This is a genomic window from Streptomyces alboflavus (assembly GCF_000716675.1).
Lineage (GTDB): Bacteria > Actinomycetota > Actinomycetes > Streptomycetales > Streptomycetaceae > Streptomyces > Streptomyces alboflavus.
Genome location: NZ_JNXT01000001.1, coordinates 17,206 through 31,884 on the forward strand (window position 1 = coordinate 17,206; position 14,679 = coordinate 31,884).

Consider the following 14,679-nt stretch of genomic DNA (forward strand, 5'->3'; position numbering starts at 1 on the left):
CCGCCCCTTCACCGAAACTGGGGCTCCGCCCCAGACCCCGCTCCTCAATCGCCGGAGGGGCTATATATCTCGCCGCTGCGGCAAGGTTCTAGCCCGTCCGGCGTTTGAGGACGAGGCGCGAAGCGCCGACAAAGCGGGGGTCCGGGGGCGCAGCCCCCGGTTTCGGGAAGGGGCGGGGTTGGGGAGCCACCGCCGCACCGCCTTCCTCCTCGCCACCACGGCCACCCGCGCCGCCCTCACCGCGCTGCGCACCCGGTCGCCCGGCGACCCCGCCCGCTGGCAGCGGACGAACTTCGCCGGGCGGACCGTCGCGTTGCACGCGGGTCCCGCGGCCGCCGCCGGAGCCGTGCTCGGGGCGGCGGTGCTCGCCCCCCGGTCGCGCGCGGCAGCGGGCCTCGCCGTGCTGGCGGCGGGGGCTTGTGGGGCGTACGACGACGTGGTGGGCGCGGAGGACCCCCGGCGCGGGTTCCGGGCGCACCTGACGGCGTTGCGCGCGGGCGAAGTGACCAGCGGGGCCGTGAAGTTGTTCGGCGTCTCGGCCGCCGCACTCGCCGCCGGCGCCCTGCTCAAGCAACGTCCCGTCGACAAGGTGCTCGCGGGTGTCGTCATCGCCGGTACCGCTCACTTCGTGAACCTCGTGGACGTACGGCCCGGCCGCGCCGCCGCCGCGGTGCTCGCCCTCGGCGCGCCCGGCCTGCTGCGCGCGGGCCCGGGCGCCACGCTCGCCGCCGCGTCGATGGGCGCGGCCGCCGCCGTCCTGCCCGACGACATCGCGCAGCGCACGATGATCGGCGACACGGGGGCGCACGCCCTCGGCGCGGCCCTGGGCGCCGCCATCGTCGCGGGCAACCATCGCGTCGGCCTCGCCGCTCACGCCGCGGGGCTGGTCGCCGCGGCGGTGTGCGGGGACACGGTGAGCAGGCTGGCTCGGACCGGGCTCGCGCCCAAGGGGGAGGGGGACGAGGAGGTGCGGGCCGCCCGGTGAGCCGGACCCACCCCCTCTGCCGAGTCCAACTTCGGCAAAGGCTTTCCGTCGTGGCGTCGGGCTTGCGAAGATGCGGGGGTCGACGGGCCGTCGGCCCGAGGGGCGATCGGTCGCGGACCTCGCCCCGGGCCCCGCGCCCGTGCTCACCCGAGTGGGTGATCCAGTGTGTGAAGTTGTCCGGCCCGACGCGGAAGGGACCTTTCAGCAGTGCCGGAACGACCGTACGTACTGGCATTCTTGGCGCTGTCCGTGGGCGGGCCACCGACCGCCCGTAGCGCCGGCGCCCGCCCATCCCTCGGCGCGCCGCCCAGCCGCCGACCCGACCCAGGAGCCCCGGCCACGTGAGCCACGTGAGCACCCCCGCACCGCAAGGCCAGCCGCCGCTGCACACCGTGCAGGTCCTCGGCGGCGGCAGCGCGGGAAGCAGCGCGCACGTCAGGTCCCTGGCGACAGGGCTCGCGGCGCGCGGCGTGCGCGTCACCGTGTGCGCCCCCACCGAGGCCGACGAGGCGTACGACTTCGCGGGCACCGGCGCCCGCCACGTCCCCGTGCCGCGCCGCAGCGACCCCGCGTCCGTCGCCGCCCTGCGGAGCGCCTGCGCCGACGCCGACCTGGTGCACGCGCACGGACTGCACGCCGCCCTGCGCGCCGCCATCGCCCTCACCGGCCGCCGCATCCCGCTCGTCGTCACCTGGCACACCCGCGCCCAGGCCTCGGGCGCGCGCGCCCACGTCCTGCGCGTCCTCGAGCGGCGCGTCGCCCGGGCCGCCGCCGTCGTCCTCGGCACCTCGTCCGACCTCGTCGTCCGGGCCCGCGGCCGGGGCGCACGGGACGCCCGCCTCGCGCCCGTCGCCCTGCCCACCCCCCGCCGCGCCGAGCGCACGGACGACGAACCCACCGGGCCCCGCCACAAGATCCGTGCCGAACTCGGCGCCGTCGACCGCCCCCTGCTCCTCGCCGTCGGCTCCCTGGAGGCCCACCGCGGCTACGACGTCCTCCTTGACGCCGCACGCGCCTGGGCCGGGCTCGCCCCGCTGCCGCTGCTCGTCGTCGCGGGCGAGGGATCCGCGCGCGCCGCCCTCCAGGACCGCATCGACGCCGAAGGCCTGCCCGCGCGGCTCATCGGGCGCCGCGATGACGTACCGGAACTCCTCGCCGCCGCCGACCTCGTGGTGCTGCCCAGCGAGTGGGAGTCCCGCTCCCTGCTCGCCCAGGAGGCCCTGCACGCGCGCGTGCCGCTCGTCGCCACCGCCGTCGGCGGCATCCCCGAACTCGTCGGCGACGCCGCCGAACTCGTCCCGTACGGGGACGCCCGGGCCCTCTCCGACGCCGTCACCCGGCTTCTGGCCGACGACGCGCGCCGCCGGGAGCTGAAGGACCTGGGCACCGCCCAAGCCGCCACCTGGCCCACGGAGGACGAAACGGTCACTCAAGTATTGAGTGTCTACGACGAGTTGACCCAGCCGATCAGTTCGTACTGATCGGTCGCGTCAGTTCGTACTGAGCGGTGGCGTCGGTACGTACTGGCCGGTCGCGTCACGGCACGTGTCTGCGGGCCCGCAGCGCCAGGCTGAGGGCGAGGACCGTCTGGGGGTCGTCCAGGTCCGTGCCGAGGAGTTCGCCGATGCGGGCGAGGCGGTTGTAGAGGGTCTGGCGGTTGAGGTGCAGTTCGCGGGCTGTCTCCGCCTTGCGGCCCGCGTGCGCCAGATAGGTCTGGAGGGTGGGGAGCAGGGGCGGCTTGGAGCGCTGGTCGTGGTCGCGCAGGGGGCCGATCGCGCGGTCCACGAACGCGGCGAGCGCGGTCCCGTCGTGCTGGTGCAGGCGCCACAGGAGCAGGTCGATGTCCAGGCGCCGCGCGTCGTACCAGGGCCTGTCCGGCAGCCCCTGCGCCGCCGTCGCCGTCTCCGCCGCGTGCCGCAGCCCCGAAGCGGCCGCCGCCCAGCCGCCCGCCACGCCGACCACCACGAGCGGCGGCTGCGCCCCGGCCCGCCGCATGCCCGCCCGCTCGACCCCGGCCCGCAGCGCCGCCGCGACCCGGTCCGCGACCGTCGTCCGCTCGGGCTCCGCGCGCAGCCCGAGCAGGAGCGGAACCCTGCCTTCCACGGGGCGTACGCCGAGCAGCACCGGCACGCCCACCGACGCCAGCTCCTCCGCGACCGCGCGGGCGAGGACCGCCCAACCGCCGCCGGTCGGCAGGCCGTCGGGGATCCGCATGACCACGGGGAGCAGCGGGCTCGACCCCGGCTTGAAGCCGAGGACGCGGGCCTGGGCGGGCGCGTCCTCGGGGGTGATGCGGCCCTCGGCGAGGTCGGTGAGGAAGTCGCCGCGGCCGCGGGCGGCCAGTTCCTCCTCCTGCCGCGCCTGCATCAGGACCACCGCGAGGCTGCCCGCGGCGCGCTCGGCGGCGATCCGGTGGACGGGGAGCAGCGTGGACTCCACGGCGAGCAGGACCAGGCGGGCCCGCACCGATCCGGCGCCGGGGCCGCCGCCGGGTACGTCCACGAGGACGGCGCCCGCGGGGGGCTCGGCCCGGTCCTCGGGGCGGCCCCGAAGCCCCTCCCAGACCTGGAGCGGGTCGGCGCACGCGCTGCCTGCCCCGGCGGCGTACAGGAGCTGTCCTTCGGCGGTCTCCAGGAACACCGGGTTGCCGCTGAACTCGGCGAGGACGGAGAGCACTTGGGGGATGCCGCCGCCGGAGAGCAGGGCCCCGGTGCAGCGGCGGTGCACCTCCTCGGCGCGGCGCAGGAGCGCGTAGTGGCCGTTGACGATCTCCGTGTGCACCTCTTCGGTGACCGTCACGAAGGGCACCTCGCGGTGCAGCTGGACCAGGGGGAGGCCGGCCGCGCGGGCCGTGTCGACGAGCGCGGCGGGCAGGCGCGTGAAGCGCGGGCCGAGCTCGACGACCAGGGCGGCGATGCCGCGTTCGGCGAGGTCGCGGACGAAGGCGCGCTGGTCGGCCGGGCGGGAGCCGAGGCCGAGCCCGGTGGTCAGGAGGAGTTCGCCGCCCTTGAGGAGCGAGGCGATGTTCGGGACCTCGCCCGCGTGCACCCAGCGCACCGTGCGGCCGAGCCGGTCGGCGCCCGCGACGATCTCCGGGAGGCCGCCGCGCAGACCGGGGAGTTCCAGTGCCCGCTGTACGGTGATGCCGCCCTGAGTGTCCTGACTGTCCATGAGGCGGACGCTACCTGACCAGGGCGGGAGCGGGCCGGGGTGTGCCGGGCGGGTGTCCTGGCCGCCGGGACTCGGCGGCGCCGCCCCGCAGGACCGGCGCCGCCCTCGTACCGGCCCGTCGGACAGGCCCTAGCCCCCGTACGCCCCCGAAGCCGTCAGCCGCAGTGCCGTGTCGATGAGCGGCACATGGCTGAACGCCTGCGGGAAGTTGCCGACCTGGCGCTGCAGGCGCGGGTCCCACTCCTCGGCGAGCAGGCCGAGGTCGTTGCGCAGGTCGAGCAGGCGCTCGAAGAGCTTGCGGGCCTCGTCGACGCGGCCGATCATCGCGAGGTCGTCGGCCATCCAGAACGAGCAGGCGAGGAACGCGCCCTCGTCGCCCTCCAGACCGTCCACGCCCGCGTCGTCGCCGGAGGTCGGATAGCGCAGGATGAAGCCGTCCGGCGTGGACAGCTCGCGCTGGATGGCCTCGATGGTGCCGATGACGCGCTTGTCGTCCGGCGGCAGGAAGCCCACCTGCGGGATCAGGAGCAGCGAGGCGTCCAGCTCCTTGGAGCCGTACGACTGCGTGAAGGTGTTGCGCTCCTTGTCGTAGCCCCGCTCGCAGACGTCCCGGTGGATGTCGTCGCGCATGTCGCGCCAGCGCTCGAGCGGGCCGTCGGCGTCGCCGGACTCGATGAGCTTGATGGTGCGGTCGACGGCGACCCAGGCCATCACCTTGGAGTGCACGAAGTGGCGGCGCGGTCCGCGCACCTCCCAGATGCCCTCGTCGGGCTGGTCCCAGTGCGTCTCCAGATAGCGGATCAGCTTGAGCTGGAGCAGCGAGGCGTAGTCGTTGCGGGCGAGGCCGGTCATGTGGGCCAGGTGCAGGGCCTCGGTGACCTCTCCGTAGACATCGAGCTGGAGTTGGTGGGCGGCGCCGTTGCCCGCGCGGACGGGCGCCGAGTTCTCGTACCCCGGAAGCCAGTCCAGTTCCGCCTCGCCGAGCTCGCGCTCGCCCGCGATGCCGTACATGATCTGGAGGTTCTCGGGGTCGCCCGCGACCGCGCGGAGCAGCCACTCGCGCCAGGCGCGGGCCTCCTCGCGATAGCCGGTGCGCAGGAGGGAGGAGAGGGTGATGGCGGCGTCGCGCAGCCAGGTGAAGCGGTAGTCCCAGTTGCGGGAGCCGCCGATGTCCTCCGGCAGGGAGGTGGTGGGCGCGGCGACGATGCCGCCCGTGGGGGCGTACGTCAGGGCCTTGAGGGTGATCAGGGAGCGGACCACGGCCTCGCGGTAGGGCCCGTGGTACGTGCACTGGGCGACCCAGTCGCGCCAGAACTCCTCCGTCGCCGTGAGCGCCGCCTCCGGCTCCGGGTGGGCGGGCTGCTCCTTGTGCGAGGGCTGCCAGGAGATGGTGAAGGCGATCCGGTCGCCGGGGGCGACGGTGAAGTCCGAGTACGTCGTGAGGTCCTTGCCGAAGGTCTCGGCGGTGGTGTCGAGCCACACCGAGTCGGGTCCGGCGACGGCCACCGTGCGCCCGTCGACCTTGTGCACCCACGGCACCACGCGGCCGTAGCTGAAACGCATCCGCAGGGCGGAGCGCATCGGCACCCGGCCGCTGACGCCCTCCACGATCCGCACCAGCTGCGGGGCGTCGGAGTCGCGCGGCGGCATGAAGTCCGTGACCCGGACCGTGCCGCGCGGGGTGTCCCACTCGGACTCCAGGATCAGGGAGTCGCCGCGGTACGTCCGCCGGGTCGACGGCGCGGGCGGTGTGCCCGGACCGTGGGCGGGGCCCAGCCGCCAGAAGCCGTGCTCCTCCGTGCCGAGGAGGCCGGCGAAGACGGCGTGGGAGTCGAAGCGGGGCAGACACAGCCAGTCGACCGTGCCGTCCCGGCAGACCAGCGCGGCGGTCTGCATGTCCCCGATCAGTGCGTAATCCTCGATGCGCCCGGCCACGTGCATCCCCATTCAAACGGCCACGTTCGCCCGCTCACGGGGCGCTCGTTCTACGGTCAAGGGTTCGCTGTAAAACGAACTGCCGGGCCCGAAGGTTTCCAGTGATGTCCAGAAGTGCCGACGGGGGATGGTTCAGCCCGTGCGCACGGCTCGGCAGCGAGTGTCCGAGCAACATACATCGACGCCCCGGATATCTGCCCGCTCGTCCCGCCAACGTGACTACGCCGAACGTGTTCCGGGTGAAAGCCGTGCCCGTCCGGCACCCGCCGCGTGTTCGAGCAGTGAAGATCATGTACGCGATGTGAAAGCGCGTGTCAAGACGTGGCCGGAAGCAGCCCCCGTCTGTCGCTGATACCCTGGTAGCCCGTGAGCCGGTGGTCCTAGAACCCCCGAACCGCAGCGACGGCACCTCCCTCCGACCAAAGGAGCGGACGCCGGTACGCACCTCCAGACCGCGACGCACGGGAGCCCCCCTTTGGCCATGCAGCCCACATCCACGACGACCAAGCACATCTTCGTCACCGGGGGTGTCGCCTCCTCCCTCGGCAAGGGTCTGACTGCCTCCAGCCTGGGTGCGCTCCTGAAGGCCCGGGGCCTGCGCGTCACGATGCAGAAGCTCGACCCGTACCTGAACGTCGACCCCGGCACGATGAACCCCTTCCAGCACGGCGAGGTGTTCGTCACCAACGACGGCGCCGAGACCGACCTGGACATCGGCCACTACGAGCGCTTCCTCGACGTCGACCTCGACGGCTCGGCCAACGTCACCACCGGCCAGGTCTACTCCCAGGTGATCGCCAAGGAGCGCCGCGGTGAGTACCTGGGCGACACCGTGCAGGTCATCCCGCACATCACCAACGAGATCAAGCACCGCATCCGCCGCATGGCGACGGACGAGGTGGACGTCGTGATCACCGAGGTCGGCGGCACCGTCGGCGACATCGAGTCGCTGCCGTTCCTGGAGACCGTCCGCCAGGTCCGCCACGAGGTCGGCCGCGACAACGTCTTCGTCGTACACATCTCGCTGCTCCCGTACATCGGCCCCTCCGGCGAGCTGAAGACCAAGCCGACCCAGCACTCCGTCGCCGCCCTGCGCAACATCGGCATCCAGCCCGACGCGATCGTGCTGCGCGCCGACCGCGAGGTCCCGACCGCCATCAAGCGCAAGATCTCGCTGATGTGCGACGTCGACGAGGCCGCGGTCGTCGCCGCCATCGACGCCAAGTCCATCTATGACATCCCGAAGGTCCTGCACACCGAGGGCCTGGACGCCTACGTCGTCCGCAAGCTGGACCTGCCCTTCCGCGATGTGAACTGGACCCAGTGGGAGGACCTGCTCGACCGGGTCCACAACCCCGACCACGAGGTCGCCATCGCGCTGGTCGGCAAGTACATCGACCTGCCCGACGCCTACCTCTCGGTGACCGAGGCGCTGCGCGCCGGCGGCTTCGCCAACAAGGCCCGCGTCAAGATCAAGTGGGTCACCTCCGACGACTGCAAGACCCCGGCGGGCGCCGCCAAGCAGCTCGGCGACGTCGACGCGATCTGCATCCCCGGCGGCTTCGGCGACCGCGGCGTGTCCGGCAAGGTCGGCGCGATCCAGTTCGCCCGCGAGAACAAGATCCCGCTGCTCGGCCTCTGCCTCGGCCTGCAGTGCATCGTGATCGAGGCGGCCCGCAACCTCGCGGACATCCCCGACGCCAACTCCACCGAGTTCGACTCCGCCACCTCCCACCCGGTCATCTCCACCATGGCCGAGCAGCTCGACATCGTCGCGGGCGAGGGCGACATGGGCGGCACCATGCGGCTCGGCATGTACCCGGCCAAGCTCGCCGAGGGCTCCATCGTGCGCGAGGTGTACGACGGCAAGGAGTACGTCGAGGAGCGCCACCGCCACCGCTACGAGGTGAACAACGCCTACCGCGCGGATCTGGAGAAGCAGGCCGGCATCCTCTTCTCCGGCACCTCGCCCGACGGCAAGCTCGTCGAGTACGTCGAGTACCCGCGCGAGGTCCACCCCTACCTGGTCGCGACCCAGGCCCACCCGGAGCTGCGGTCGCGCCCGACCCGGCCGCACCCGCTCTTCGCGGGCCTGGTGAAGGCCGCCGTCCAGCGCCAGCAGGCCGCGGGCAAGTAGCGGCGGGATACGGTTGCCGGGGTACGCGCCTTGCGGGCGCGCACCCCGGTTTCTGTTTTTGCACGTGGGAGGACAGCGCGACATGACGATCAAGGACACCGCCGAGGAGTGGCAGGTCACGGCGAGCCAGACCCCGTTCGTCGGCAACAAGACCTCGGTGCGCACCGACGACGTCGTCATGCCGGACGGCACGGTCGTCCGCCGCGACTACCAGGTCCACCCCGGCTCGGTGGCCGTGCTCGCCCTCGACGACGAGAACCGCGTCCTGGTGCTCCGTCAGTACCGCCACCCGGTGCGCCACAAGCTCTGGGAGATCCCCGCGGGGCTGCTCGACGTCCCCGGCGAGAACCCGCTGCACGCCGCGCAGCGCGAGCTGTACGAGGAGGCACACGTCAAGGCCGAGGACTGGCGGGTGCTCACCGACGTCTACACCACGCCCGGCGGCTGCGACGAGGCCGTGCGCGTGTTCCTCGCCCGTGACCTCTCCGAGGCCGAGGGCGAGCGCTTCGAGGTCTCCGAGGAGGAGTCCGACATGGAGCTGGCCCGGGTGCCCCTCGCGGACCTGGTGCGCGGTGTGCTCGCCGGTGAGCTGCACAACAACTGCCTCGTCGTGGGTGCCCTGTCGCTCACCGCGGTCCTCCAGGGCGACGGCGTGGACTCCCTGCGCCCGGCCGACGCGCCGTGGCCCGCACGACCGTTCGAGGCCTGAGCGGCGAACGCCCCCCGCGGCCCCGGGTCGCCCGTCCGGCGGCGCGCGGTCTGACGATCTCCTGATCCGATCGGGCGACTTGTGGGCCCCGTGCGGCCCGGAACGCGGCAGGGCCTGAACTAGGCTCTGAAAGCGTCCCGACCGGAGTCCCGGCGGGTTCGTGCGCAGGCGGACGGGAGCGTTACCCGTGACGGATCAGGCGGTCGACACGGACGGTTCGGCGAGTGGCGCACCGACGCCAGGCGGCGCGGTCGCCACCGCGGACGGCAGCCGATTCGTCGGCCGCCACCGGGAGTTGAAGGAACTCCGCGCCGACATCGACCGCGCGGGACTCGACACCCTCTCCGGCCGCAAGGCGCCCCGCGCCCGCGTCCTGCTCGTCGCGGGCCGCCCCGGCTCCGGCCGCACCGCCCTCGCCGAGGAGCTCGCCCGGCAGCTCGCCGACGCCTACCCCGACGGCGTCCTGCGCGCCCGCCTCACCGACCCCGACGGCGCCGCCGTCCCCACCGAGCGCACCGCCCGCGAACTGCTCGACGCGCTCGGCGCGCCCGCGCCCGCGGGGGCCGACGAGGACGACCTGGCCGGATCCCTGCGCGCCGCCCTCGACGGCCGCCGCGCCCTGCTCCTCCTCGACGACGTCACCGACGGCGAGGGCGGCGCGCAGGTCGACCCGCTGCTCCCGGACACCCCCGAATGCCTGGTCGTCGCCGTGTCCGCGGGCCCGCTCACCGGCATCCCCGACGTCCGCCCCTGCACCCTGGGCGGCCTGGACACCAAGGCCGCCCTCGACCTGCTCGCCCGCAGCGCGGGTTCGGTGCGCATCACCGTCGACCCGCGCTCCGCGGAGAGCCTGGTCGAGGCGTGCGGCGGGAATCCGGCCGCGCTCGTCATCGCGGGCGGCTGGCTCGCCGCCCGCCCCAAGGCCGCCGTCGCCGACCTCGCCAAGCAGGTCAGGGACTGCCCGGAGGAGGGCGCCGCGGACTCCGGCCTCGCCCGGGTCTTCCAGCACACCTATGCCGCCCTGCCCGCGCCCGCCGCCCGGATACTGCGTCTGCTCTCCCTCGCCCCCGCCGGGTACGTCGACCCGCACACCGCGTCGGCGCTCGCGGGCTGTTCGGTGTCCGCGGCCTGCGCCACGCTCGACGACTTCGTCGCGCTCGGCCTGCTGCGGGCGGTGGCGTCGCCGCTTCCGCAGTACGAGGTACCGGGGTGTCTGGTGCCGCTCCTGCGGGAGTTGACGGAGGCTCAGGACCGGCCGGGGGAGGTGCAGTTGGCGCGGGCCCGGATGCTGGAGCGGACCGTGCGGCTGCTCCAGTCCTGCCGGGCGGTCACCGAGCCCGACGGCTCGACGGCGCGCAAGAGACTCGCCGGACTGCCCCGGGCGCTGCGTTTCCCGACCCCGCGCGCCGCCGCCGAGTGGCTGCGGATCCGCCAGCCCGCGCTGCTCGCCGCGGCCCGGCTCGCGGTCGCGGACGGCGATCTCGACACCCTCGCCCGCCGTCTGATGGCCGCCCTCGCCCGCGCCCTGGTCGCGCACCGGGGCACGCGGGACGCGGCGCCCGAGCTGTACGCGATCCACCAGCTCGTCCTCGACGTCGCCGAGCGCAGGGACCTGCCGCGGGAGCAGGCCGCCGCGCTCCTGAACCTCGCCGACCTGGACGCGCAGACGGGGCGGACGCACGAGGCCCTGGCCCGCTACCGCGCCGCACTCGACCGCGGCCGGGCCGCCGGGGACCCGTACGCGACCGGCCGCGCGATGGAATCCGTAGGCGGCGCCTACCAGGAGCTGGGGGACTGGGCGCGCGCCGCCGACTGGTACGGCAGGGCCCTCGCCCAGCGCCTGGCCCGCGACGAGCGCGCCGACGCCGCCCGCCTGCACGGCCGCATCGCCACCACCCACACCTACGCGGGCCGCTACGGCGAGGCCCTGCGCAACTGGCGCTCGGCCGTCGCGGGCCTGCGCAAGACCGGCGACGTGGCGGGCCGGGCCCGGGCGCTGAGCGAGATGGCGCGCGTCCAGGAGTACGCGGGGCGGCCCGAGGAGTCCCTGCGCACCTGCCAGGAAGCGGCCGAATGGGCGCGCGAGGCGGCGGACGTACGCCTCCAGGCGGCACTGCAGGTGCGGCTCGCGGACACCCTGGAGCGGCTCGGGGACCCGACCGCCGCCGGGCTGCACCGCGCGGCCGCCGAGCGCATGCTGGGAGGGGAGTTTCCCGAGGTCGCAGGGCCTGCGCCGCAGCATCGGGAAGAACATCACAACGAAGATGGACCAGCGGCCTCAGCCTACGAAATCCGTAGTACATCCGGCAAAGATTGAAGCTTTGAAAGGCTGGACAGCGGGAAATCCTTCATTAGACTGGCTCCGCCGCGTGCTTCGTGGTGTCTTCCGATGCGCTCGTTTGCGTACCGGTTTGTACTCCATTGTCCGAACCCCCCAGAGCCAAGGACCGTGATCGACGTGAAGGTCGGCATCCCCCGCGAGGTCAAGAACAACGAGTTCCGGGTGGCCATCACCCCCGCCGGCGTGCACGAGCTGGTGCGCCACGGCCACCAGGTCGTCATCGAGCGCAACGCCGGTGTCGGCTCCTCGATCACGGACGGCGAGTACATCGCCGCCGGCGCCGAGATCCTGGAGACCGCCGACGAGGTGTGGGCCACCGCCGACCTGCTCCTGAAGGTCAAGGAGCCGATCGCCGAGGAGTACCACCGCCTCCGCAAGGACCAGACGCTCTTCACCTACCTGCACCTGGCCGCCTCCAAGGAGTGCACGGACGCCCTCCTGGAGTCCGGCACCACCGCCATCGCCTACGAGACGGTGGAGCTGCCCAGCCGCGCCCTGCCGCTGCTCGCCCCGATGTCCGAGGTCGCGGGCCGCCTGGCCCCGCAGGTCGGCGCCTACCACCTGATGCGCGCCAACGGCGGCCGCGGCGTGCTGCCCGGCGGCGTCCCCGGTGTGGCCGCGGGCAAGGCCGTCGTCATCGGCGGCGGCGTCTCCGGCTGGAACGCCGCGCAGATCGCCATCGGCATGGGCTTCCACGTGACCCTGCTCGACCGCGACATCAACAAGCTCAAGGAAGCCGACAAGATCTTCGGCACGAAGATCCAGACCGTCGTCTCCAACGCCTTCGAGCTGGAGAAGGCCTGCCTGGACGCCGACCTCGTCATCGGCGCGGTGCTCATCCCGGGCGCCAAGGCCCCCAAGCTCGTCACCAACGAGCTGGTGTCCCGCATGAAGCCCGGAAGTGTCCTTGTCGACATCGCGATCGACCAGGGCGGCTGCTTCGAGGACTCGCGTCCCACCACGCACGCCGAGCCGACCTTCCCGGTCCACAACTCGGTCTTCTACTGCGTCGCCAACATGCCCGGCGCGGTGCCCAACACCTCCACGTACGCCCTGACCAACGCGACGATGCCGTACATCGTCGAGCTGGCGAACCGCGGCTGGGTCGAGGCCCTGCGCCGCGACCCCGCGCTCGCCCTGGGTCTCAACACCCATGACGGCAAGGTCGTTTACAAGGAGGTCGCCGAGGCGCACGGTCTCGAGCACCTCGAGATCGAGTCGCTGCTCGGCTGACCGCCACGCCGACCACGGCTTTTCCGTCGGCTCGGGTCAACGGAAGTCGTCAATCTCACGCCCGCGACCGGACCTTGTGAGGGGTCCGGCCGCGGGCGGTTGGGCGTACACTCGCTCAACTCGCCTTGTACGTAAACATTTGGGCGATTCGTCCACCACGCAAACGCGGCGATGTCATGCAGTGCGCCCTTGACATCCGGATGTTCCATTGCCGACACATCGGGCCGGGTCCGGCGGATTGTGTTGCTGCGGAGTGGTGACACGCCATAGAGTCGCCAACCGTCGGCATGGTGCCACGCTGACCTATCTAGAAATTTCCTGGTCACCAAGGAGGTAAGACGACTTGTGAATGAGTCGACATTTGCTCCCGGGGGTGGTCAACCAGGAATGACTGGACGAGGCCAAGGCCCCGTCGGGCTTCAGGCTGTCGGCTCCGTCGCTGTCCGCACCTTCGAAGCCCGCCAGAGTCCGCAGCCGACACAGTCAGCACCCCAGAGCATGGATGGCCATCACGTGAACGCCATGGCCGGCGACCGGAGTGGCGAGAACACCACCCCCACCCCCCTCGCCGACTACGAGGAACTGCCCCAGGGTCACTTCTACGACCCCGACGCGGAGTACGAGCCCGATCCCGAGTACGCGGCCACGCTCGCGCCCGACGCTGCCCGTCAGCGCCGCGAGCGCATCGGCCCCACGGGACGGCCGCTGCCGTACTTCCCGATCCCGGGGCCGTTGACCGACCACGGCCCCGCGAAGATCATCGCGATGTGCAACCAGAAGGGCGGCGTCGGCAAGACCACGTCGACCATCAACCTGGGTGCCGCGCTCGCGGAGTACGGGCGCCGGGTGCTGCTCGTCGACTTCGATCCGCAGGGCGCGCTCTCGGTCGGTCTCGGTGTGAACCCGATGGAGCTCGACCTCACCGTCTACAACCTGCTCATGGAGCGGGGCATGTCGGCGGACGAGGTCCTGCTGAAGACGGCGGTTCCCAACATGGACCTGCTGCCCAGCAACATCGACCTCTCCGCCGCCGAGGTGCAGTTGGTCAGCGAGGTCGCGCGCGAGTCCACGCTGCAGCGCGCGCTCAAGCCGCTGATGGCCGACTACGACTACATCGTGATCGACTGTCAGCCCTCGCTCGGCCTGCTCACCGTCAACGCGCTCACCGCCGCGCACAAGGTGATCGTGCCGCTGGAGTGCGAGTTCTTCGCGCTGCGCGGTGTGGCCCTGCTCACCGAGACCATCGAGAAGGTCCAGGAGCGGCTCAACCCCGACCTGGAGCTCGACGGCATCCTCGCGACGATGTACGACTCGCGCACGGTGCACAGCCGCGAGGTCCTCGCGCGCGTGGTCGAGGCCTTCGACGATCACGTTTACCACACGGTGATCGGACGGACCGTGCGCTTCCCGGAGACCACGGTCGCCGGTGAGCCGATCACGACGTACGCCTCGAACTCGGTCGGCGCGGCCGCCTATCGCCAGCTCGCCAGGGAGGTGCTCGCCCGGTGTCACGCCGAGTGAGTCTGCCGGGGGCCGACGAACTGTTCCGCACGACCGGGGGGATGGCGCTGCAGGCGTCCACCCCGCGGCGCCAGGCGAACGGCGAGGCGAGGGTGCCCGCTCCCGCGGGCGAGAGTGACGAGGCGGCCGCCGAGGAGTCCCACGCTCCGCGGGAGGACGCGGGCTCCCCCGACCACACCGACAGCGCCGAACACTCCGCGGCGGACGCGGAGTCCGGCGCGCCGTCGCGCAGCCGCTCGGCGTCCGGCACGGACGCCGGGAAGGGCTCCGGGCGGCGCCCGGCGCAGGAAGGTTCTGCCAGCGCCGCCGCGGGCGGCAAGTCCGCGAACGCGTCCGGCGACACGCCCGCGCAGGCGCGGCGCCGGGCCCGGGCCGCCAACCGGCGGCCCAGCGGGCGTGAGCGGCACGACGAGAAGATCACCGTGTACGTCTCCGCCGAGGAGCTGATGGACCTCGAGCACGCGCGGCTCGTGCTGCGCGGGGAGCACGGGCTCGCCGTGGACCGGGGGCGGATCGTGCGTGAGGCGGTGGCCGTGGTGCTCGCCGACCTCGAATCGCGGGGGGACGCGAGCATTCTCGTACGACGGCTGCGTGGGCGGTAGCGGTACCTTTCCGCGTAATGCCCTGCCGTTGCCGTTCCCTTGGAC

10 protein-coding genes are annotated in these 14,679 nt (G+C 72.9%); 8 read left to right on the forward strand and 2 right to left on the reverse strand.

Annotation, left to right across the window (positions count from 1 at the left end):
• Positions 1 to 178: 178 nt before the first annotated feature.
• Together OO63_RS00095 and OO63_RS00100 are read left to right on the forward strand one after the other, a co-directional pair.
• Positions 179 to 985, forward strand: coding sequence for a hypothetical protein (locus tag OO63_RS00095; protein ID WP_051810387.1), 807 nt, complete (start codon positions 179 to 181; stop codon positions 983 to 985).
• A 341-nt stretch (positions 986 to 1,326) separates the two neighbouring features.
• Positions 1,327 to 2,466 carry a glycosyltransferase family 4 protein gene (locus OO63_RS00100; protein WP_030356048.1) on the forward strand — a complete coding sequence of 380 codons (1,140 nt, stop codon included), beginning with the start codon at positions 1,327 to 1,329 and terminating at the stop codon, positions 2,464 to 2,466.
• 55 nt (positions 2,467 to 2,521) lie between these two features.
• Here OO63_RS00100 and OO63_RS00105 read toward each other — a convergent pair whose 3' ends face one another.
• Complete coding sequence (locus tag OO63_RS00105) at positions 2,522 to 4,156, reverse strand: PucR family transcriptional regulator (protein WP_030356049.1); 1,635 nt, start codon at positions 4,154 to 4,156, stop codon at positions 2,522 to 2,524.
• A 129-nt stretch (positions 4,157 to 4,285) separates the two neighbouring features.
• Positions 4,286 to 6,097 carry a glycoside hydrolase family 15 protein gene (locus tag OO63_RS00110; protein WP_030356050.1) on the reverse strand — a complete coding sequence of 604 codons (1,812 nt, stop codon included), beginning with the start codon at positions 6,095 to 6,097 and terminating at the stop codon, positions 4,286 to 4,288.
• 475 nt (positions 6,098 to 6,572) lie between these two features.
• On the opposite strand from OO63_RS00110, the gene pyrG reads away from it, so the two are divergent.
• The 6 genes from pyrG (at position 6,573) to OO63_RS00140 (ending at position 14,634) form a co-directional block, all read left to right on the forward strand.
• On the forward strand, positions 6,573 to 8,228 hold the full coding sequence (gene pyrG, locus OO63_RS00115) for a CTP synthase (RefSeq protein ID WP_030356051.1): 1,656 nt from the start codon (positions 6,573 to 6,575) through the stop codon (positions 8,226 to 8,228).
• A gap of 82 nt (positions 8,229 to 8,310) precedes the next feature.
• A complete protein-coding gene (locus OO63_RS00120) occupies positions 8,311 to 8,937 on the forward strand; it encodes an NUDIX domain-containing protein (RefSeq protein ID WP_030356052.1) in 627 nt (208 codons plus the stop codon).
• 187 nt (positions 8,938 to 9,124) lie between these two features.
• Positions 9,125 to 11,254, forward strand: a complete 2,130-nt coding sequence (locus OO63_RS00125; RefSeq protein WP_030356053.1) for a tetratricopeptide repeat protein — start codon at positions 9,125 to 9,127, stop codon at positions 11,252 to 11,254.
• A gap of 132 nt (positions 11,255 to 11,386) precedes the next feature.
• On the forward strand, positions 11,387 to 12,511 hold the full coding sequence (ald, locus tag OO63_RS00130) for an alanine dehydrogenase (RefSeq protein ID WP_030356054.1): 1,125 nt from the start codon (positions 11,387 to 11,389) through the stop codon (positions 12,509 to 12,511).
• A gap of 387 nt (positions 12,512 to 12,898) precedes the next feature.
• Entirely contained in the window at positions 12,899 to 14,032 is a 1,134-nt protein-coding gene (locus tag OO63_RS00135; RefSeq protein ID WP_078618704.1) for a ParA family protein, read from the forward strand.
• Positions 14,017 to 14,634, forward strand: a complete 618-nt coding sequence (locus OO63_RS00140) for a hypothetical protein (protein WP_078618706.1) — start codon at positions 14,017 to 14,019, stop codon at positions 14,632 to 14,634. Before OO63_RS00135 ends, OO63_RS00140 begins: the two co-directional genes overlap by 16 nt.
• Positions 14,635 to 14,679 lie beyond the last annotated feature (45 nt).

Bases quoted from the DNA above. Each gene is read 5' to 3' on its own strand.
- OO63_RS00110 (WP_030356050.1), bottom strand. From the start codon at position 6,097: ATGCACGTGGCCGGGCGCATCGAGGATTACGCACTGATCGGGGACATG.
- OO63_RS00120 (WP_030356052.1), top strand. From the start codon at position 8,311: ATGACGATCAAGGACACCGCCGAGGAGTGGCAGGTCACGGCGAGCCAG.
- OO63_RS00105 (WP_030356049.1), bottom strand. From the start codon at position 4,156: ATGGACAGTCAGGACACTCAGGGCGGCATCACCGTACAGCGGGCACTG.
- pyrG (WP_030356051.1), top strand. From the start codon at position 6,573: ATGCAGCCCACATCCACGACGACCAAGCACATCTTCGTCACCGGGGGT.
- OO63_RS00135 (WP_078618704.1), top strand. From the start codon at position 12,899: ATGACTGGACGAGGCCAAGGCCCCGTCGGGCTTCAGGCTGTCGGCTCC.